Raw genomic sequence first — 21,502 nt, 5'->3', positions numbered from 1 at the left:
TCTATAACTACACACAAAAGATATAACTAAACCTAATAAACTAAACTAATGAAAAAACCACCACTTTTTATTTCGTTCTTTTTGCTCTTTGCAATAGGGATATGGCAAATTAATGCCCAAACGAGCACTAGTAGTCATCTCGAAGTTCAACCTTCGGCAGATGAAATATTAATCTACGATATAAATGCTACAGGTGTTGCTAAACCATTAGTATGGGGCCTAGACACTGCACAAGCAAATGAAACTAATGTTAAAAGATCTATTTCTTTCATGGGAATTGATAACGTTGATGTAGTTCGTGTATCCTATTTCACTCATCTACCATTGGTAGGACCAAATAATGATGAACTTCATCCAGATATTAAATTGTTACTTAATAAACGTCTTGGTTATCTTGCTTTATTAGGGCGCCCAATGAACTTAACCATGAATAGCATTCGTAATTCTGTTGATGCTAGTTATGGTGATCCATCTAATGGTGGTTACGATCCAGTGGCATGGGCAGCAAACATTGCAGCTACTATTCGTTATTTTGAAGATGCAGGCCATAACGTAATTTCAGTAGCGCCATGTAATGAATGCGATAATGGTAGTACATATGGTAATGGAGATAAACCATTCAGTTTGGCTCTAAATACAGAGTTGCGCAAACTACCCGAACTTGATGGTGTACGAATTACTTCAAGTACATTAAATACGGATCAAGCAGAACCTTGGTATACGTATTTAAAGAATACGCTCGAGGAAGGTACTACGCACCAATTAGCGGGAAGTTTTGCTAACTATGCATCATTTTTTGAACTTGTTAGACAAGATGGTAACTATGCAAGTAATGATGAATTGCATAACGTAATTGAAGCTATGGCAGGACTTGAGTATGGTTTACAAATGGGTATATGGTGGGGAACACCAGAGTATACAGGAGGTCGTTTTTTAAAAGCAACAAAAGGGTCTCGATTAGCTTATACTGAAAACAGAGGGAATTGGACTGCGGCTGCAGTATACCGTAATGATGATGGTCAAGTAGAAGCTTACCTAGGTGCATCAGAAAGGCAAGCGGTAGCCACATCGTACAAATTTGTTTCTAAAGACAGAGCTGTTTTTTATGATGGACAAGGCCCACAAAGAGAGTTTTTTATGCAAATGCCTGGAGGTACGGGTTATCACCAAAATCAACCTAACGCAGAACGCCTTATCAATATTCAATGGGGAGAGGATGTACAGCCAGCTATTAACGGTATGTATAAGTTAGTAAATCGTGAAAGTGGAAAGGTAATACAAGTAGCAGGGGGTTCTACTGCCAATGGTGCTAATATTGTAATTGGTTCAGATGCAGATCAATTGTTCCAACAGTGGGAAATGAGTATGGTACCTGCTGATGTTGGAGGCGATTTTACCTATTATAAAATTGGCTTAGGAAGTGCTACAATTCAAAAATTAGCAGTTGATGCTTCTCGTCTTGATAATAATACGAATATAGTATCTGCCGGAGATAGCTCAAGTTTAAACAGACATTGGTTTATTGAGTATGCTGAGGATGGTTGGTTTTTTATTGGTAGTCGTGTAAGTGGTAAGTTTTTAGATGCTGCTTCTATTACAGATAATGCTAACGTTCGCCAATGGGAGCGAGAAACAGGAACAGATGCTCATAGCCAACAATGGCGTTTTTTACCAATAGGTGCACCCGTAGAATTTGATGCCCCAACAGCACCAACTAACTTAATAGCTACAGGGAATCCAGAATCTATACAACTTAATTGGACGGTTAGTCCTGAAGGAGATGTTGCAGGTTATACTATATTTAGAGCAGAATCTGCTGGAGGAACTTATAGTACTATAGGAAGAAACGTTACTACTACATCATTTGTAGATAATACAGTAACCATAGGGAGGCAATATTTTTACAAAATAAAGGCTGTTGATAGTTCATTAAATAGTTCTTCTTATACTGTTGAAGTTTCAGCAACTACTAGTGGAAATAATGCCCTTGTTGCTCATTATGAATTTGAGCAAAACATTTTAGATACATCAATAAACTTAAATCATACAGCTTCATCGGGAGCTATTTCATACGATAGTGGTGAAATTGGTTCAGAATCCTTGGTTTTAAATGGCAGCTCTTTCTTGCAGGTACCACCAGATATAGCAAATCAAGAAGAAATTACAGTAGCAACATGGGTGTATTGGAATGGTGGTAATGTTTGGCAACGTATTTTCGACTTTGGTAACAACCCAAACGAATTTATGTATATGTCTCCATATTCTGGTACAGGATATGTGCAATTTGGAATTAATAATGGCAGTGGTTTACAAACGTTGGATGCCACAGTAGCCTTAACCGAAAATCAATGGTCTCATGTGGCTATTACTTTAGGAGCTACCGCAGCACGATTATATATTAATGGCATTTTAATTAATGAATCTAATACCGTAACAGCTAGACCTATCGATTTTAAACCTATGTTTAATTATATAGGGAAAAGTCAATTCTCTACAAATCCCTTATTAAGTGGGCGTATTGATGACTTTAGAATTTACAATTATGAATTAACAGCTCAAGACATTGCTAATCTTTATAATAAAACCCTTTCAACCGAAACATGTGAAAATAATTGTATAGAAGGGTTGTCTTTTTGGCCAATACCAGCAGATAATATATTAAATTTTAGTTCTATAGATAATAGTAATGAATTAACAACAGCCAATATATATGATATAAATGGCAGATTATTAAAAACTAAAAACTTCGTAAATAGTGCCCATGGAGAACTAAATGTTTCTAAATTACCATCAGGTATGTATATACTTAAATTAAACAAAGGAGAAAAAACCTCAATAAAAAAGCTCTTAATAAAACACTAAAATAATATTATATGTAAAGTAAAAGACTATTCAGCAGATAGTCTTTTTGCTTATAGATATTTTATATTACTCAAAATGATACAAGTGTTTTATAATTTAATTATATTTTACATTTCAAATAAAGTCAAGAATTTTTAAACTACAATTTATATGATTTATCAATTAAAATACATCCTAATAGTTTTGGGAATTTCTATTCTATCCATAAATAAAATATATTCACAAGAAGAAACACCTAAAGAGGTTCGAGAATTTTTCGTGTCTTCATTAATTAAAATTGGAGATCCTGTTTTAACTTCATTAAGCAAAAACGAATTGAAAAAATTAATGCCAGTAGAAAAATCTCCAGGCGCATGGGACGATCGTACACATGTAACATATCTAGAAGCTTTTGGTAGGTTGCTTTCAGGGATGGCTCCTTGGTTGGAATTAGGACCAGATAAAACAGAGGAAGGTAAGTTAAGAGCAAAATACATTTTATTAGCTCAAAAATGTATTCATAATGCAACGAATCCTAAGTCGCCAGATTTTATGAATTTTAACAACGATAAACAACCTTTAGTGGACGCTGCCTTTTTTGCACAAGCACTAATTAGAGCACCAAAACAATTGTGGGAGCCTTTAGATACAACCACAAAAGAAAATGTAATTAACGCTTTAAAATCTACACGAGTTATAAAACCATATTATAGTAATTGGTTACTTTTTTCAGGAATGATAGAAGCTGCATTACTTAAGTTTGATGCAGATGCAGATATGATGCGTTTAGACTACCCTTTAAACAAACATAAAGAATGGTATTTAGGTGATGGTATGTATGGAGATGGACCCAATTTTCATTGGGATTATTATAATAGTTTTGTTATTCAACCCATGATACTAGATATTTTAAAAGTGCTTTATGAAAAAGATAAGAATGCTAAAAATGATTATGATGTAGCATTAAAACGTGCTAAACGTTATGCAGCTATTCAAGAGCGCCTCATTTCACCTGATGGAACATATCCTCCCATTGGTAGATCGCTAGCATATCGTTTTGGTGCGTTTCAATTATTATCACAAATAGCACTTTGGACAGAATTACCTATAGAGATAAGCCCCGAACAAGTACGTTCTGCATTATATACCATGATCTATAATCAAATAAATGCTCCTGGAACTTTTAATAAAAATGGCTGGTTACAAATTGGTTTATATGGCCATCAGCCAAATATTGGTGAGGGGTATATTTCTACAGGAAGTTTGTATTTATGTTCTGAAGCTTTTCTGGTTCTTGGATTACCTTCTAATGATGCTTTTTGGAGTAATCCTTATCAACCCTGGACACAAAAAAAGATCTGGTCTGGGCAAAACACGGCTATTGATCATGCAATAAAAGATTAATTATATTGAAGATGTAAGTAGTAGTATATAACAATAGAAAACATTTTCATTATATTAAGGTGTATTAGTAAGGGTTAGGTTTAGCTAGAATTTGAGATACATAAAAAAATACCTTAATTCAAAATTCCAATTAACTTCTGGTATTTATCGCATTACCAAAAACCTCAGATGTTTTAACAATCTGGGAAAGTTAGAAATAAAAAAGCTACATATATTTTGTCCACAACTAAGGATTATTTCACTCTGTAACCATGGAAGCTTTTGTGAAATGGACATATTAGCCTATTAAACATGAGTACTGAACAAAATATCCATATTTTGGAATAATATGTCCATCCTTTAACATGTCTTTAACAATAATTTAGCCCCACTATAAACTAAAATAAAACATAATATGGGTAAAATTAAACTCTTTATGATAGCCTTAATAATAGGCTTATCATCAACATCATGGGCACAAAGCGATGTTTCTGGTGTTGTGACAGACAATCAAAACGTTCCAATACCAGGAGTTAATGTTATTGTTAAAGGTACTTCAACTGGTAGTGCTACAGATTTTGATGGCAATTATAAAATTAAAGCGAAATCAGGTGATGTACTTGTGTTCTCTTATTTAGGTTACGAAACATTAGAACTTACTTATAATGGTAATTCGAAGTTTGATGTAAAACTAACGGAAGATGCAGCTCAGTTAGATGAAGTCGTTGTTATTGGTTACGGTTCTGTAAAGAAAAGTGATTTAACAGGTTCAGTAGCTCAAATTAGTTCTAAGCAAATAGATCAAGCTAATAAGGTAGATGCTATTTCTGCGTTACAAGGACAAACAGCAGGGGTTGTTATTCAACGTACAGATAACAAACCTGGAGGAGGAAGTTTTAATATACGTATTCGTGGAGCGAGTACTATTAATTCTAACAATGCAAATGGATTTACTCCAGGGCAAAATCCACTTTTCATTGTAGATGGAATTTTTGTTGATGATATTTCTTTCTTGAATCCTGCTGATATTAGCAGTATGAACATTCTTAAGGATGCTTCAGCAACAGCTGTATATGGGTCAAGAGGAAGTAATGGTGTGGTTTTAATTGAAACCAAACGTGGTAAAAGTGGTAAGTTACAGGTTGATTATAGTAATTATATAGGCTTTAAACAGGCTTATCATTTACCATCTGTTTTTAATGCTTCTGGATATTTACAGCTTATAAAAGATGCTGCTGTTGGTGGTGTGTTTGCTTCACCTACTGGGAATCTTAGCTACAGAGCAAGTGATGTTAATTTATCTGATTATTTAGATGCCGAAGAATTACAAAATGTTGCTGATGGTGTAGACACAGATTGGATAGACCTAATGCTTAATAATGGTTTTCAAACGAATCATACTATTAGTTTAAGTGGAGGAAATGATGTTACAACCTTTTCAACAGGTATGGCATATACTAAAGATGAAGGAACAGCCAGAGGAGAAGATTATACAAGATATAATATTAGAGGAAGTTTAAAAAGTGATCTTACCAAATGGTTAAATATAAGCGTTAGTAACTATATTACTACCGCTATTCAAAACCAAGGAAGTTTTGAAGGATTTAGAAGTGCTTACAGATTAAAACCTATAGGTCGTCCTTATAACGCAGATGGATCTTTACGTTTTTTTCCAACAAGCAAGGAAACTCAGATAACAAATCCATTATTTGAGGCTGAAAATGAAATTAGAGAGGACAAGTTTTTACAGTACATTGGAGATATAGCTTTACAAATTACTCCTTTAGAAGGTTTGACTGTTACTACAAAATTTTCACCAAATATTAAGTATAATAGATTTGGAGAATATCGTGCATTATATTCTAAAAGTGTAAGTGGTAATCCTGCAAACAGAAGAGCTCAAGTAAATAATTCAAATTACTTCTCTTATTCTTGGGATAATATTTTCAATTATAAGTACGAAAAAGGTATTCATGCTTTAGATGTAACTGGAGTTGTTTCAAGATTTTTAGAACGTAAAGAAGGATACTATAATCAAGTTAGAAACTTCAGCACAGATGAGTTTACGTTTTATAACTTGGATGCAGGACTAGACATTAGAGAAGTTTCAAGTGATTTTTCTAAACAAACATTAGAATCTTATACGGGTAGGATTAATTATACTCTTATGGATAAATACTTATTCACTTTTACAGGGCGTTATGATGGTGCTTCTATCCTTTCCGATAAGAATAAATGGGCATTTTTCCCATCTGCAGCATTTGCTTGGAAGATAATGGATGAAGATTTTATGCAAGATCAACAAACATTTTCTAATGCTAAGCTTAGATTGAGTTATGGACAAACAGGTAATAATGGCCAAGGAGGAGGGCTTGTTCCTTTAGCATCACAATCGTTATTAGATAACAATGCCGTTAATTTAGGAGATAATTCTGTGTCAACAGCTTATGTTAGTGGCTTAGCCAATCCTGATCTTACTTGGGAAAAAACTACTGAAATAAATGTAGGTATTGATTTTGGTTTTTTAAACAATAAAATCAATGGATCCATTGATTATTATAATAGAAAAAATACTGATATTATATTCTTCACTCCATTGTCAGCAGTATCTGGTTATGATGGAACTTTTAGTAATGTAGGTGAATCTAGTAACAAAGGTATCGAGATAGGAATAAATACGGTGAATGTTGATAATGAGAATTTTAGATGGACCACAAATTTTAATTTCGCATCTAATAAAAATACACTTGATAAATTATATCAAAATGATGAAATTATTTTTAATGTTGGTGGTACTAATCTTATACATAAAGTAGGAGAACCAATTGGGGCCGTATACGATTATGAGTTTGCAGGCATATGGCAACTTGATGAGGCTGCAGAGGCAGCAACATTTGGTCAACGTCCTGGTCAAGTAAGAGTGACAGATGTTGATGAAAGTGGAGATATTACATCTGCAGATAGAAAAGTAATAGGGCAAGTTACTCCAAAATGGACAGGAGGTTTTACTAATACTATGAACTATAAAAACTTTGATTTCTCTTTTTTACTTAACATTAGTCAAGGTAACATGTACAGAAGTAATTTCCATAGTAATTATGCATGGGGATGGCAAGAACAACCTAATAGAACTTTTAATGGATATGATGTAGATTATTGGACGCCTGAAAACCCTACAAATGAATGGTACCAACCAGGTAACCCAGGAGAATATGGTTCTGCCGCACATTACAAAGATGTTTCATTTGTAAAAGTAGGCTATATGACTTTAGGTTATAAATTTCCATCTTCAATTTTAGATAAGCTTAAAGCAAAGAGTTTAAGAATTTACGCTACGGTACAAAATCCTTTTGTAATAACAAAATTTGATGGATGGGATCCGGAAAATGCAGGAAGAGACCAATGGGGAGCTGCTTTTATGTCTCGTACAATCATGACTGGTATTAATTTAAGCTTTTAATTTTTAAAATAAATTCAAGAAAAATGAAATATATAAACTATAAATTAATTTTAATTTTACTTGTTACTGGTGCTTCCATAACAAGTTGTGAGAGTTTTCTCGAGGAAGAAAACAATTCATCGTTAAGTGTAGATAATATAAAAACAGATCCCACTATTTTCGGTCAGTTGGTAGCTTCTGCATATGAAAGATCTAGAGAAACTACAACATATTATGAATCAAATATGTACTATTCTTTGGAAGATATAGGTACCGATATTGTAACAAGAGGTACTGCTATTACTGGTACTAATGATCTTAATGATTATGTGAATTTAACGCCACTAAATAATGTAGTACGTGTATATTGGAAAAATCAATATAGTATCATTGCTGCAGCTAATTTAGTTACTGAACAAGAGTTAGAAGATATTGAAGGTCTTTCAGATACAGATAAAAATAGAGGAATCGCAGAAGCTAAATTTTTTAGAGCTTGGGCTTATTTTAAATTAGTTGAGAATTATGGTGGGGTACCATTAATACTTGAAAGAGCTATAACTGCTACTAGAGATTATACTCGTGCTACAGAAGAACAAGTTTATACACAAATAGTACAAGACCTTCAAGATGCTCTTGCAGGGGTATTAGAAACTCCAACTGTTTTTGGAAGAGTATCTAAAGATGCTGTAAGACACCTTACGTCTAAAGTATTACTAACTAGAGGTTATAAATCATTTGCAGCGGCTAACGATTTTACAGATGCAGCAACTTTAGCAGAAACGGTTATAGCTAATCATAATTTAGTACCATCATTTGCAAGTTTGGTAAGCATAACCAATCAAAGAAATTCTGAGGTGGTATTCTCTTATTTGTTCGGAAGTAATTCTGTAAGCAGAGGTTGGGGTAACTCAAGACATATGTTGTACCAGTTTCGCTTTTTTGATTACCCAGGTTTGACAAGAACTCTTAAAGGTCTAGATCCAATGCCTACACCTTTTTATTATAGTCTTTATGAAGATAACGACACTAGAGCTGAAGCGACTTTTAGTAGAGAAATTCTTGCTACTGTAGATTATGTAGGGAAAAACGGTGCAAATGTTTCAGCAGGGGAAAGAGCTATATATTTTCCTAAAGTAGCATGGACACCAGCTGAGATAGCAGCAGTACCATATGTGGTTTTCAATCCGGGAACTTATTTTACAAATGACGGAACAACACCTGTACATTACCCACAGTTTATAAAATTTGCAGATCCATCAATTCCTTTTACACAACCAGATCAACCTTCTGTTGGAGAAAGAGATATGGTTATGATGCGTGCTGGTGAAGCTTACTTAATAGCGGCTGAAGCTTATTTTAAATCAAATAATTCAATAGATGCAGCTGCGCGTCTTACAACGTTACGTTCTAGAGCAGGTTTAATTACACCAGTATTACCTGCAGAAGTAAATCTTGATTTTATACTAGACGAAAGAGCTAGAGAATTAGCAGGAGAAGTTAATAGATGGATGGATTTAAAAAGAACAGGAAAATTAATTGAGCGTGTTTTATTACATAATCCGCATGCAGAATTAAATGATGCGCTTCAAGCTAAGCACCTTTTAAGACCGATTCCTCAAACAGAAATTGATAATACAGGAGGTAGTATTACACAAAATCCTAATTACAATAATTAATAATAAGTTTTTTTGAATAGTTAGTTGTTTAGTTTAAATTATAGGCAGGCGAGTTTTTGTCTGCCTATATTTTTAAAATTCATCTCAGCTAAATATGCAGTTTTTTAAAACTGTAACAAATTCATTTTAAAATACAGACACAATCATATAAGTAATACAGTAAATCTGTTGTGTTACTAATAAATATATGTCTATAGACAAGAAATAGATGAAATTAAATCGAGTTCAAATAAAAGTAATCATCAGTATAAGCTTAGTTTTTATTTTACTAGCATCATGTAAAAAAGAGGAACAGCAACAAGTTAAGGAAGCACACTTAGTAGATAAAGTGTACCCATTGCTTGATACAGAAAATTCTAGATGGTTTTTCTTTTCTTCAGCTAGCCGACCTTTCGGAATGGTGAATTTAAGTCCAGATACTGAGATAAATGGCGCTTGGGGCAGTGGTTATAAGTATAAAACAGATACTATTAAAGGGTTTAGCCACATTCATGCTTGGCAAATGTCGGGTCTTTCTATAATGCCTGTCATAGTTAATAACAAAAATAAGAAAAGTATTTTTTCAGATTTTTATTCAAAATTCAGCCATGATACAGAAAAAGTATCACCCGGTTATCATTATTTGAAATTAGACCGATACAATATAGCTTCAGAATTAACGAGTACCAAAAGAGTTGGCTTTCATAAGCACTCTTTTTTAACCCCAAATACTAATAAAGCAATCCTTTTTAACCTAAATACATTATTAGGGCCATCAGAAAATTTTGATGGTATTTTAAATAAGGATAATGAAAAAGAATTATCAGGGCAGTTAGTGATGAAACCTACACACAGACGTCCAAAAACAGTCACTTTATTTTTTAAAATAAAATTAGATACACCTATCTCGTCAATAGAACAAGATAGTGCTACAAAAAATTACTTGATTCATTTGAAAAAATTAAATCAAGACGTATTAATGAAAGTTGGTATTTCATATACATCTATTGAAAATGCAAATAACAATATTCAAGAAGAATTGCCACATTGGAATTTTGATAAAATAGTATCAGATTCAAAAACAGAATGGAATCATTTATTGTCAAGAATTAAAATTGAAGGAGGCACAGAAACCGATCAAAGAAGATTTTATACAGATCTTTGGCACGCCTTACAAGGGCGTAGAACTATTAGTGATTATAATGGTGCTTATCCAGACAATACTGGAGAGAAATTCAGAGTCGGTCAAATACCACTGGGTAATGATGGTAGACCTAAATTCAATCAATATAATTCCGATTCTTTTTGGGGTGCACAATGGACCATCAACACACTTTGGGGATTAGTCTATCCAGAAATGATGGAAGAATTTACCCAATCTTTAATGCAATATTATAAAGATGGTGGTTTAGTTCCGCGAGGGCCTTCTGGAGGGAATTATACGTATGTCATGACGGGGGCTTCATCTACACCTTTTATAATAAGTGCTATTCAAAAAGGGTTAATAAAAGAAAATCTAGATTCCATGTATGTTGCGCTTAAAAAAAATCACATGCTTAATGGTATTATGGGAAAAGCAGGATATGAACATAATACAAATATGGGCGGCGGCTTAAAATATTATTTAGACAAAGGTTATGTGCCATACCCATTACCCGAAGGTGATTTTGGAATACATCAAGATGGTGCTAGTCAGACGATGGAGTATGCTTACCAAGATTGGACTTTAGCCCAATTAGCTAAGAAATTAAAGTATGAAGATGATTATAATTACTTTTTGAATAGATCTAAAAATTACCAAAACATTTTTAATAAAAAGTTAGGCTGGATGTGTCCTAAAAATGAACATGGTGTATGGCGAGAAGGCTTTGATCCCTATCAATATGAAAACGGATTTATAGAATCTAATGGCGCACAATCTACTTGGTTTGTGCCTCACGATATAGAAGGTTTAGCTAGTTTAATGGGTGGAAATACAAAAGCTGTAGAAAAATTAAATAAGCAATTTGAAACGGCCGCAACATTAAAATTTACTTCAGGTACATCGCATGCTGCAGAGTTACACCCAGAGTATAGCCGAATACCAATTAACTACGGAAATCAACCTTCAATACAAACCGCATTTATTTTTAATAAAATGGGGCGTCCAGATTTAACACAATATTGGTCTAGACAGGTTGTTAAAAATGTATTTTCAGGTTTGTCGCCTGCAACAGGTTATAATGGTGATGAAGATCAAGGCTTAATGGGAAGTTTAGCCGTATTAATGAAAATAGGATTGTTTCAAATGAATGGAGGAACTGAAGAAAATCCAGAGTACCAAATAGGAAGTCCATTATTCAATAAAATAACTATAAAATTAAATTCAGATTATTATTCTGGAAAAGAATTTGTTATTCAAGCAGAAAAAAATTCCACAGAAAATTTGTATATAAATGCTGTTGATTTCAATAATAAAAAGATAGACAATTTCAGTATAAAACATAGTGATATTACGAATGGAGGCACATTGCTTTTAAAAATGACTAAAGAAGCTAATAATAATTCAATACCAGTATCTACCAAAACAAAATAATATACTAACATGAAAAAAAACATTTTATTTTTAGTATTAATATTTGGGTTTTACAGCCTAATTAACGCACAAGAAAAACTACATAATTACATAGATCCTATGATAGGCTCTGAAGGTACAGGACGCGTTTTTATAGGACCATCTTGTCCTTACGGCATGGTAAAACCAAGTCCCGACTGTACAGTGTCTCCAAATAGTGGTTGGTTGCCAATGCCAAAAGAAGTAACTGGTTTTAGTCAAGTACATGTTAGTGGTACTGGTGGCGGACCAAAATATGGTAATATTCAAGTCATGCCTTTTTCTGGCGCTTTGGATAAAATAGATCAAACCTCTTTTCGTGCCGAAGAAAACGTAAAACTTGGTTATTATGAAACTGTTTTTAAAGAAAATAATATTAAAACAGAAATTACTACTGCCGAAAAAGTTGCCTTCTATCGTATTACATATCCCGAAGCCGCAAGTAAAGAATTTAAAATAGATGCTGGTTTTTTCTTAGGAGAAAAGGAAATTCCTAACAGTAGAGAATCTCAGCAATTTGTGGGTTCTGAGATTGAAATTATTTCAGCTACCGAAGTGAGAGGTTATAGCAGAATTAGAGGAGGTTGGAATAATGGACCTGCATACACGGTGTTTTTCTGGGCAGAATTCGATCAGCCTATTGCAAAATACGTAACCTGGAAAAACGGAAAACTAGTTGCTAACGAGCCATTACAATTCGATTCTAGCGAAAAAACAGGGGCGTTACTTTCCTTCGGAAATAAAGGAAATAAAAGGTTGAACGTAAAAATCGGAATTTCATATTTGAGTGCTTCTAAAGCCAAAAATAATATAAAGGTTGAAATTCCGCATTGGGATTTTAACAAGGTATTATCTAGCTTAGAAAATAAATGGGAAAAAATTATAAAGCGTATTACTATCGCTGAAGATACATCACTTGAGTATAAAAAAATGTTTTACACCGGTTTGTATCATACCATGTTAATGCCGGTAGATAGAAGTGGCGAAAATCCACTTTGGAACGAAGTACCTTATTACGACGATTTTTATTGTATTTGGGACACCTTTAGAACTTCAAGCCCGTTAATTACACTTATCGATCCAGAGCGCGAAGTCGATATTGTAAACGCTATGCTTAATATTTATAAAAGAGATGGCTATTTACCAGAAGGACGAAGCGGAAATGCAAACGGACGTACACAAGGTGGTTCTAATGCTGAGGTTGTTTTAGCCGATGCTTTTGTTAAGAATTTAAAAGGCATCGATTATGAGTTGGCTTTGGAAGCGATGCTTAAAGATGCCGAGGTGCCACCAGGAGGAAACGAAGAAGCCGAAGGGCGTGGAGGTTTAGTTGAGTATTTAAGTTTAGGGTATATCCCTTACGGAATTCCGCGTGCGGGTAACAGAACCATCGATTATGCCTACAACGATTATAATATTGCAACCGTAGCAAAAGGCTTGGGATATAATGATATTTACGAGCGTTACATTAAACAATCGAGTTATTGGGAAAACCTGTGGCGGGATAATTATGAAGATGAAGGTTTTAAAGGCTTTATTATGCCTAAAGATGAAGACGGTAATTGGTTAGACGCTATTGTTTTTGGAACTTCAAAAATACAGAAGCCAACATTTAAATATACCACGCATGTAAAAGAATCGCCTTGGTATGTTTGCCATTGGTGTGTGTTCTTTTATGAAGGCGACTCGTGGGAATACTCGTTTAGTTTACCACACGATATTCCAGAGATTATTAAAAAATCTGGCGGTAGCGAGGTGTTTAAAAATAGGCTGAATACTTTTTTTGATAAAGATTTATACAACGTAGCCAACGAGCCTTCGTTTTTAACACCAACCTTGTATCACTGGATTGGTCGTCCGGATTTAAGTAGCGATAGAATTGGTAAAATTATTAGAAACAACTTTAACGCGACTAACTTTGGTTTACCTGGTAACGACGATTCTGGCGCCATGTCTTCTTGGTTAGCTTTTCATATGATGGGGCTTTATCCTAACGCTGGTCAGCCGTATTATTTAATAAATACACCTATGCTGGAAGAAACTAAAATAGAAGTGCAAGAGGGCGTGTATTTTAAAATTTCTACTAAAAATTTAAGTGCTAAAAACAGGTATATCAAACAAGCGTATTTAAACGGAAAACCATACGATAAAGCATGGATAATGCACGAAGATATTGTAAAAGGCGGTGAGCTTACGTTTACCATGAGTGCAAAACCTTCGGCTTGGGGAACTACTATTTTACCACCTAAAAAAATATAGAAAAATGACAAAAATAATTTTAATAGCCATTGGATGCTTACTATATAATACAGGACAAGCGCAAGGGCATATTCCAGAAATAACAAACAACACAGAGCTGCAATATATTTGTAAATTGTACGGACAAACAAGACCGGTAAATTTACGTCCTACTTTTGTGGGCGATACGCTGATTATAGATTGGGATTTACGTAAAACAAAACGAACCTATGCCATTTTACCAGAAGCTTTACAAAATGGCACAGGTTTAACTTTTAACCAAGGTGAATCGCCAGATTTATTAGTTTTAGAACCTACCGATACTTTTTTTATGATTTCTAAATCGGCATTTAGCGATTTGGTGGCCAATAACAAGTTTGTTTATAACAATACAACTTATAATTTAGATAAAACTAAAGTGACCAACGAAGTGGTTATTGATGGCAAAATTGTAGATGTTTTATTTGTAAAAGCAGAGATTGATGAAACCGAATTATGGATTTTAAATAACCCAGAGTTTCCATTAATATGTAAAATAGCAAAAAACCCATTGGGCGTTAATTGTACCTTAACCGAAATTGTTAATAATTGATATGAATCAATATGTTTGAGAATATTACCAATGATAGATAAAAAACAATAAATATATTATAGATGAAAAATCAAATGAGTCGTAGTGAATTTATAAGATTAAGTAGTCTAACATTGGCAGGTACTTTGGTTGCAGATGTAGCCATTGCAAATAATTCATTTTTTAGTAATCTTTCTCCAAAACTGGATACGCAATTAATGAAAAAACTTCTTTTAAATAATGATGCAACCGTTAAAAGCATTTTAGAGAAAGGGTCATTTGAGTCAAATAGAATCATAAATAATTACAGACCGTTAGCAGCAGCTATTTCCATTATGTCTGCTTCGTTATCACATTCAGAATCGGTTTATTTTAAATCAAAAATTCTAACGGAGAATTTAAATCAAGTCTTGGATATTTTATTAAAGGGACAATATAGCGATGGAACTTTAGATGCAGGAGGTAATAGACAATCACCACCAGATACTGCTTTTGTATTAGAGTATATCTGTTCTTCAGCAGTTGTTTTAAATTTAAAAAAACAAAAGGAATTTGAAGGACTTAGAGATAAGTTAAAAAGTTTTATATTAAAAGCAGGGGAAGCCCTAGTAACAGGAGGAGTTCATACTCCAAATCATCGATGGGTTATTTCTGCTGCTTTAGCAAATATCAATTCCTTATATCCTGATGAGAGATATGTTAGTAGAATTAACCAGTGGTTAGCAGAAGGTGTTTATTTAAATAATGATGGACATTATTTGGAGCGAAGTGGTGTGTATTCGAACGTTATTGATAAGGCACTTATAGCCATGGCTAGATTGCTTAATAAACCAGATTTATTAAATAAAGTAAATACAAACCTCATAACGTACTACTATTATACAGAAACTAATGGTGATTTAGTAACTGTTGATTCTAGAAGACAGGATCAATTTATGGAGTTAGATGTTTCTAAATTTTATTTACAATATCGTTATATGGCCATTCGTACCAAGAATCCAATATTTGTACATATGGTACATCTTATAGAAAGGCTTCCTAATTTTACTACCGAAATTTTATCGCATACCTTGGTTAATTTTATGGAAAATAGCGAACTTCAAAATGAAGTTTCCCTTAATTATAAAATAGAAAATGATTTTGAAAAGTTTTTTACGAACTCCAGTTTAGCTCGAATTCGACGCGGAAAAACGTCTATAACGCTATTTGGTGGAAACGATAAACCAATTATGATCGTATCTGGTAGATCATCAAATCCAAATTTTTTAATGTTTAGAAAAGGTGATGCCATTCTTAAATACATGCGATTATCTACGACGTTTTTTAGAATGGGCTATTTTAGTAGTGATGGTATAGTGAAAGAAGGAAATACGTATATTTTAAAGGAAACAAAACAAGGCGATTATTATCAACCACTTGCAGACGAATTTCAACAAGATACGGGTGATTATAAACTATCTCCTTCACAAGATGGAAGGTTTTGGAATAAAATGGCTTTTGATTCGAGAACAAAAGTAGACGTAAAAACACAAGTTTCAGTTATTGAAATTACCGAAAATAATGGCGTTTTAAATCTAGATTTCAAAGTAGATGGGCCACCAAATGTTGAAGTTACAATAGAGATGTGTTTTAAAGAAGGAAGCGTAATTTCTGGAGTTCAAAAGGATGAAAAGGGGAATTACTTTTTAAAATCTGGATTAGGTGAATTATCCACCGGAACCGATGTTATACAATTTGGGCCAGGGAAAGTGGAGCATGAAAGAATAAATAACTTGGAGAGTGAAGATTACACCTATCATAATGGTAGTTTGCATACGGATGGTGAGCATGTTTATCTAACAGGATATACACCATTTCACCATACCATGACAATGGGTTAATGCGTAAAACCAAGAATTAAAAATAATTAATGAAAAATATAATTAGATTCAGCTTTTCAATTTTAATAATGTTTTTGCTCGGCGCTAAATGTATAGAACAAAAGGTCGAAAATAAACCTAAAGATTATTTAGTTACCAATTTTGGAGCCATTCCAGACGGCAAAACCTTAAACACCAAAGCCTTACAAAAAGCGATAGATGCGGCTTTTAAAAATAATGGCGGACAAGTTGTTTTCCCTAAAGGCCGTTTTTTATCGGGTAGTATTCAACTTAAAAGTAACGTCACTTTATATTTTGAAGAAGGTGCTGTGTTATTAGGAAGCACAAACCCGAAGGACTATTATAAAATGGAATTTCCGGATAGACCAACTTCTCCTAAAAAAGACGATAACTCTCAATTGGCTTTAATTTTAGCCCATAAAGCCAATAATATCGCTCTAAAAGGAAAAGGTGAAATAGATGGGCAAGGGTTGGCTTTGGCCATAGCAGTAGATAGCTTGCATCACGCAGGTATTGCTGTAGATCCAAATTACAACACCCGCAGACACCGGCCAAATGAAACCATGCGACCAAAACTGTTTCGTTTTTCGCAATGCAACACTATTTTAATTGAGGGATTAAAAGTAGGACAAGCCGCTTGTTGGGGCTTGTCTTTCGAGCTATGTTCTAACCTAACTATTAATAAATTAAAAATTGTTAATCGCGCGTATTGGAACAACGATGGTATCGATATAACAGACTGTAAAAATGTTAAAATAACCAATTGCGATATCGATTCGGCAGACGATGCTATTTGTTTAAAATCGTATTATCCGGGGTATTTTAACGATTCGGTTTATATCGCTAATTGCACCATTCGCTCTAGTGCAAGTGCTATTAAATTTGGAACTGCTTCTATTGGTGGTTTTAAAAATATAACTATTGAAGATATTAAGGTTTTTGATACGTTTCGTTCTGCAATTGCCATTCAAACGGTAGATGGTGGTTTTATAGAAAATGTATCGGTCAATAATATTACCGCCGAAAATACCGGAAATGCTATCTTTTTAAGATTAGGGCATCGTTCTGGAGAAAAACCAGGAAGTCTTAAAAATGTAACTATTAAAAATATGAAAGTGCAAGTGCCTTTTGGTAGACCCGATATTAATTATGATTTAAGAGGGCCAGAAGTCGATTTTTTTCATAACCCTTTTTCATCGGCTATTGTAGGTATTCCGGGTTATAAAATTGAAAATGTAACGCTAGAGAATATTGAAATTAACTATCCTGGTAAAGCCTCAAAAGGGATGGCGTATATGCCTTTAAGTCGTTTGGATCTAGTGCCAGAAGAAATTACGGCATCTCCCGAGTTCTCTATGTTTGGCGAATATCCTGCTTATGGTCTTTATGTTAGGCATGCCCAAGGTATTCGTTTAGATAACATAAAGTTCACACTCGATGACACCGATTTTCGTCCTGCTTTTGTGTTCGATGATGTGAAGACTTTAGAGATAAACAACATCACTTTAAACAAAGACACTAAAGAACAAATTATATTAAAAGATACCGAAAACACCACTTTAGATGCTGAAGCTTCAACATTAGTAGAAAAGCTTTAATCGTCTAAAAAACAACTTAAAAAAAACACATGAATAAATCGTTTTTAAAAAGCATATTATTTTTATTGTATCCTGTTTTATTGTTCGGGCAAAACAATATTTGGGAAGATCCAAACGTCAATCAAATTAATAGGTTACCTGCAAAGGCAACATTTTATTCATACGAAAATGCCAGTTTAGCAAAGGCAGATCGTAGAGAAGATTCTAAATATTTTAAATCCCTAAATGGCGATTGGAAATTTAATTGGGTAGCAACACCAAACGAAGCGTCTAATACGTTTCAAAATACCGATTTCGATGTCTCACAATGGGCCACTATAGATGTGCCTTCAAACTGGGAAATGCGAGGTTTTGGAAAAGCCATCTACACCAATACAACCAATCCATTTTTTAACAATCCGCCATTTATAAACCATAGCGACAACCCTGTTGGGCATTATGTTAAAAGTTTTAATGTGGATGAAATATGGAAAACACGCGACGTTATTCTTCATTTTGGTGGCGTTTCTTCTGCATTCTATGTTTGGGTAAATGGTGAGTTTGTTGGTTATAGTGAGGACACGAGATTGCCATCAGAATTCGATATTACAAAACACCTAAAAACAGGAACAAATAAAATAGCTGTAAAGGTTTACCGCTGGTGCGATGGTAGTTATTTAGAAGATCAAGATACCTGGCGAATGAGCGGTATTGAACGTGAAGTATTCTTGCAAGCGGTTCCTAAAGTGCGCCTTTCAGATTTTACAGTTAGAACAGATTTTGATGAAAACTACCAAGATGCCTTATTGCAAATTAGACCACAATTCACTGTAAATATTGAAGATAAATTTATTGAAAAAGTAGGTCATTTCAGTAATACACCTTTACAAACCGTTGTAGATAATTGGTCCTTAACCACACAATTAATAGATGCCGAAGGAAACGAGGTTACTCCAGAAAAAACGCAACCTTTAAAGACTTTTTTAGGTGAAAAATACCCAGCTAGAGATAATGTGTATTTCGGAATTATTGAAACCGTAGTTAGAAATCCAAAACCATGGTCGGCAGACGCACCTTACTTATACACCTTGCTTTTAACGATTAAAGATAATAGCGGTAAAGCTATTGAGTACACCAGTACCAAAGTTGGTTTTAGAGAAGTTGAAATCGATGAAAAAGGGCGCTTTTTGGTAAACGGAAATCCGGTAAAGCTAATTGGTGTAAACCGTCACGACCATAGCATGATAAATGGTAAAATGGTTACTAAAGCCGATATGGAAAAAGATGTGCAGCTTATTAAAAAATTTAACTTTAATGCTGTTCGTACGTCGCATTATCCAAACAATCCTTATTTCTACGAGTTATGCGATACATACGGACTTTACGTTATGGACGAAGCCAACTTAGAAAGTCATGCCTTAGGAGGCAAATTATCTAATAACGCGTCTTGGGCAAATGCCTTTTTAGAACGCGGAATTCGTATGGTAGAGCGCGATAAAAATCACCCAAGTATTGTTATTTGGTCTTTAGGAAATGAATCTGGTACAGGACCTAATCATGCAGCAATGTCTGGGTGGATTAAAGATTTAGATCCAACACGTTATGTACATTACGAAGGCGCACAAGGCGACCCAACTGACCCGAGATATAAAAGTAGTTTTTGGCCATCGCATGTTGGTAATCCAACCGATCCAAAATGGGTAGATATGTTAAGTAGAATGTATCCTCAACCAAACGAATTAGAAAGTTTAATTAATAATACGAGTTTCGATAAACGTCCGGTGTTAATGTGTGAGTACGCTCATGCCATGGGGAATTCTCTAGGAAATTACAAAACCTACTGGGATATTGTACATAAATATGATAGAGCCATGGGAGGTTTTATTTGGGATTTTATAGATCAAGGTATTTTGCAAACAGGAGAAAATGGAAAAGAATTTTTTGCCTATGGTGGCGATTTTGGAGATGTGCCAAACGATGGTAGTTTCTGTTTAAATGGTATTGTGGCTGCCGATAGAACACCAAAACCAGAAATTTACGAAGCTAAAATAGTAAACCAACCTGTTGTTATTTCAGAGGTGAATGCAATAAAAGGCGAATTCGAAATTTTAAACCGTCATCATGCTTCTAGTTTATCTAAATATAATTTGGTTTGGGAGCTTTTAGAAAATGGAAAAAGCATCCAGTCAGGAAAATTAGAAACTTTAAATACAAAACCTTATCAAAAAGAATCGTTTACGGTCAAATTCAAAAAAGTTTCAGCGAAAGCTGGTAGTCATTATGCCATCAATATAAAAGGCTTGTTAAAAGGAGATACCTTGTGGGAAAATGCAGGATATGTTGTTTTTCAAGAGCAGTTTGCTTTAAACTTATCTTCAGAAGAAAACATAAGTTCTATACAAAGTCAAGAGGCATTAGAAGTTTCAGAAACATCTAAAACCATCAGCGTAAAAAATGAATTAGTAGAATTGATTGTCTATAAAACAACGGGTTACATTTCATCTTACAATTCAAAAGGCATCAAACTTATTGAAACACCTTTAAAATTAAACTTTTGGCGTGCTCAAACCGAAAACGAAGCAGCGTACAGACGATCTATGAAAAAAACCAACGAAGTAGATTGGAAAACTGCTGGAAATCAATTTAAAGTGCAAAACGTAATGGTTGATGCTTCTAATAAAACACAAATTAGTATTACTGTAAAAGGAAAAATTTCAAATCCAAAAACAGCAGTTACTTTAATTTATACCATTTTAGGTAATGGCTATGTGAAAGTTGCACATACTATTATCATTGATAAAAACGTGCCAGATGTTCCTAAAATAGGAATGCAATTTGATATCGCCAACCAATACAAAGCAGTAGAATATTTTGGGAAAGGCCCACAAGCTAATTATCAAGATAGAAATTCGGGTGCTTTTTTAGGGTTGTATAAAGGCGATGCGAATACGATGAGTTATGGTTATGCTGTTCCAGAGGAATACGGTAACCACATGGATACACGTTGGTTTAGTTTGTTAAATACATTGGGTCAAGGTGTGTTAGTAAAAGGCGAAAAACCAATTAATTTTAGTGTTTTACCATACAGCACCGAAAATATAGACGCCGCAACACATACACACGAGTTGGAAGAAAGAACGGTTTTAACTGTTAATGTAGATTTAATTCAGCAAGGTGTTGGTGGTGATAATACATGGTCTTTTAAAGCAGAACCACACCAAGAATTTAAGATAAAAGGCGGCGATTATAGTTATGCGTTTTATTTAGTTCCTGTAACTAATAACTTAAATGAAATAGCTCCAGAAACCATTAAATTTTAAAAGAA

Annotated in this window: 10 protein-coding genes; all 10 read left to right on the top strand. The window is 34.0% G+C overall.

All coding sequences use genetic code 11. The annotated features are described in order from the left end of the window. Nucleotides 1-48: 48 nt before the first annotated feature. The 10 genes from QLS71_RS01455 (at nt 49) to QLS71_RS01410 (ending at nt 21,497) form a co-directional block, all read left to right on the top strand. A complete protein-coding gene (locus QLS71_RS01455; protein ID WP_308991310.1) occupies nt 49-2,862 on the top strand; it encodes a LamG-like jellyroll fold domain-containing protein in 2,814 nt (937 codons plus the stop codon). A gap of 150 nt (nt 2,863-3,012) precedes the next feature. Further along, nucleotides 3,013-4,245, top strand: coding sequence for a DUF2264 domain-containing protein (locus QLS71_RS01450; RefSeq protein ID WP_308991311.1), 1,233 nt, complete (start codon nt 3,013-3,015; stop codon nt 4,243-4,245). 415 nt (nt 4,246-4,660) lie between these two features. After that, a complete protein-coding gene (locus QLS71_RS01445) occupies nt 4,661-7,684 on the top strand; it encodes a TonB-dependent receptor (RefSeq protein WP_308991312.1) in 3,024 nt (1,007 codons plus the stop codon). Between the two features lie 23 nt (nt 7,685-7,707). Continuing rightward, nucleotides 7,708-9,339, top strand: a complete 1,632-nt coding sequence (locus QLS71_RS01440) for a RagB/SusD family nutrient uptake outer membrane protein (RefSeq protein ID WP_308991313.1) — start codon at nt 7,708-7,710, stop codon at nt 9,337-9,339. A 208-nt stretch (nt 9,340-9,547) separates the two neighbouring features. Next, complete coding sequence (locus QLS71_RS01435) at nt 9,548-11,893, top strand: GH92 family glycosyl hydrolase (RefSeq protein WP_308991314.1); 2,346 nt, start codon at nt 9,548-9,550, stop codon at nt 11,891-11,893. A gap of 9 nt (nt 11,894-11,902) precedes the next feature. Further along, nucleotides 11,903-14,170: a GH92 family glycosyl hydrolase gene (locus tag QLS71_RS01430; protein WP_308991315.1), complete on the top strand. Its 2,268-nt coding sequence runs from the start codon at nt 11,903-11,905 to the stop codon at nt 14,168-14,170. A gap of 4 nt (nt 14,171-14,174) precedes the next feature. Next, entirely contained in the window at nt 14,175-14,741 is a 567-nt protein-coding gene (locus tag QLS71_RS01425) for a hypothetical protein (protein ID WP_308991316.1), read from the top strand. Nucleotides 14,742-14,803: 62 nt separating this feature from the next. Then, nucleotides 14,804-16,600, top strand: a complete 1,797-nt coding sequence (locus QLS71_RS01420) for a hypothetical protein (RefSeq protein WP_308991317.1) — start codon at nt 14,804-14,806, stop codon at nt 16,598-16,600. A gap of 29 nt (nt 16,601-16,629) precedes the next feature. Then, nucleotides 16,630-18,198, top strand: coding sequence for a glycosyl hydrolase family 28 protein (locus QLS71_RS01415; protein ID WP_308991318.1), 1,569 nt, complete (start codon nt 16,630-16,632; stop codon nt 18,196-18,198). 29 nt (nt 18,199-18,227) lie between these two features. Further along, entirely contained in the window at nt 18,228-21,497 is a 3,270-nt protein-coding gene (locus QLS71_RS01410) for a glycoside hydrolase family 2 TIM barrel-domain containing protein (protein ID WP_308991319.1), read from the top strand. The last annotated feature ends 5 nt before the right edge of the window (nt 21,498-21,502 follow it).

Source organism: Mariniflexile litorale, from assembly GCF_031128465.2.
In the GTDB taxonomy this organism is placed as follows: Bacteria; Bacteroidota; Bacteroidia; order Flavobacteriales; family Flavobacteriaceae; genus Mariniflexile; species Mariniflexile litorale.
The sequence above is the reverse complement of the archived record's forward strand: the minus strand, read 5'-3'. Positions and strand labels throughout refer to the sequence as shown.

Bases quoted from the DNA above. Each gene is read 5' to 3' on its own strand.
- QLS71_RS01455 (WP_308991310.1), top strand. From the start codon at position 49: ATGAAAAAACCACCACTTTTTATTTCGTTCTTTTTGCTCTTTGCAATA.
- QLS71_RS01450 (WP_308991311.1), top strand. From the start codon at position 3,013: ATGATTTATCAATTAAAATACATCCTAATAGTTTTGGGAATTTCTATT.
- QLS71_RS01445 (WP_308991312.1), top strand. From the start codon at position 4,661: ATGATAGCCTTAATAATAGGCTTATCATCAACATCATGGGCACAAAGC.
- QLS71_RS01440 (WP_308991313.1), top strand. From the start codon at position 7,708: ATGAAATATATAAACTATAAATTAATTTTAATTTTACTTGTTACTGGT.
- QLS71_RS01435 (WP_308991314.1), top strand. From the start codon at position 9,548: ATGAAATTAAATCGAGTTCAAATAAAAGTAATCATCAGTATAAGCTTA.
- QLS71_RS01430 (WP_308991315.1), top strand. From the start codon at position 11,903: ATGAAAAAAAACATTTTATTTTTAGTATTAATATTTGGGTTTTACAGC.
- QLS71_RS01425 (WP_308991316.1), top strand. From the start codon at position 14,175: ATGACAAAAATAATTTTAATAGCCATTGGATGCTTACTATATAATACA.
- QLS71_RS01420 (WP_308991317.1), top strand. From the start codon at position 14,804: ATGAAAAATCAAATGAGTCGTAGTGAATTTATAAGATTAAGTAGTCTA.
- QLS71_RS01415 (WP_308991318.1), top strand. From the start codon at position 16,630: ATGAAAAATATAATTAGATTCAGCTTTTCAATTTTAATAATGTTTTTG.
- QLS71_RS01410 (WP_308991319.1), top strand. From the start codon at position 18,228: ATGAATAAATCGTTTTTAAAAAGCATATTATTTTTATTGTATCCTGTT.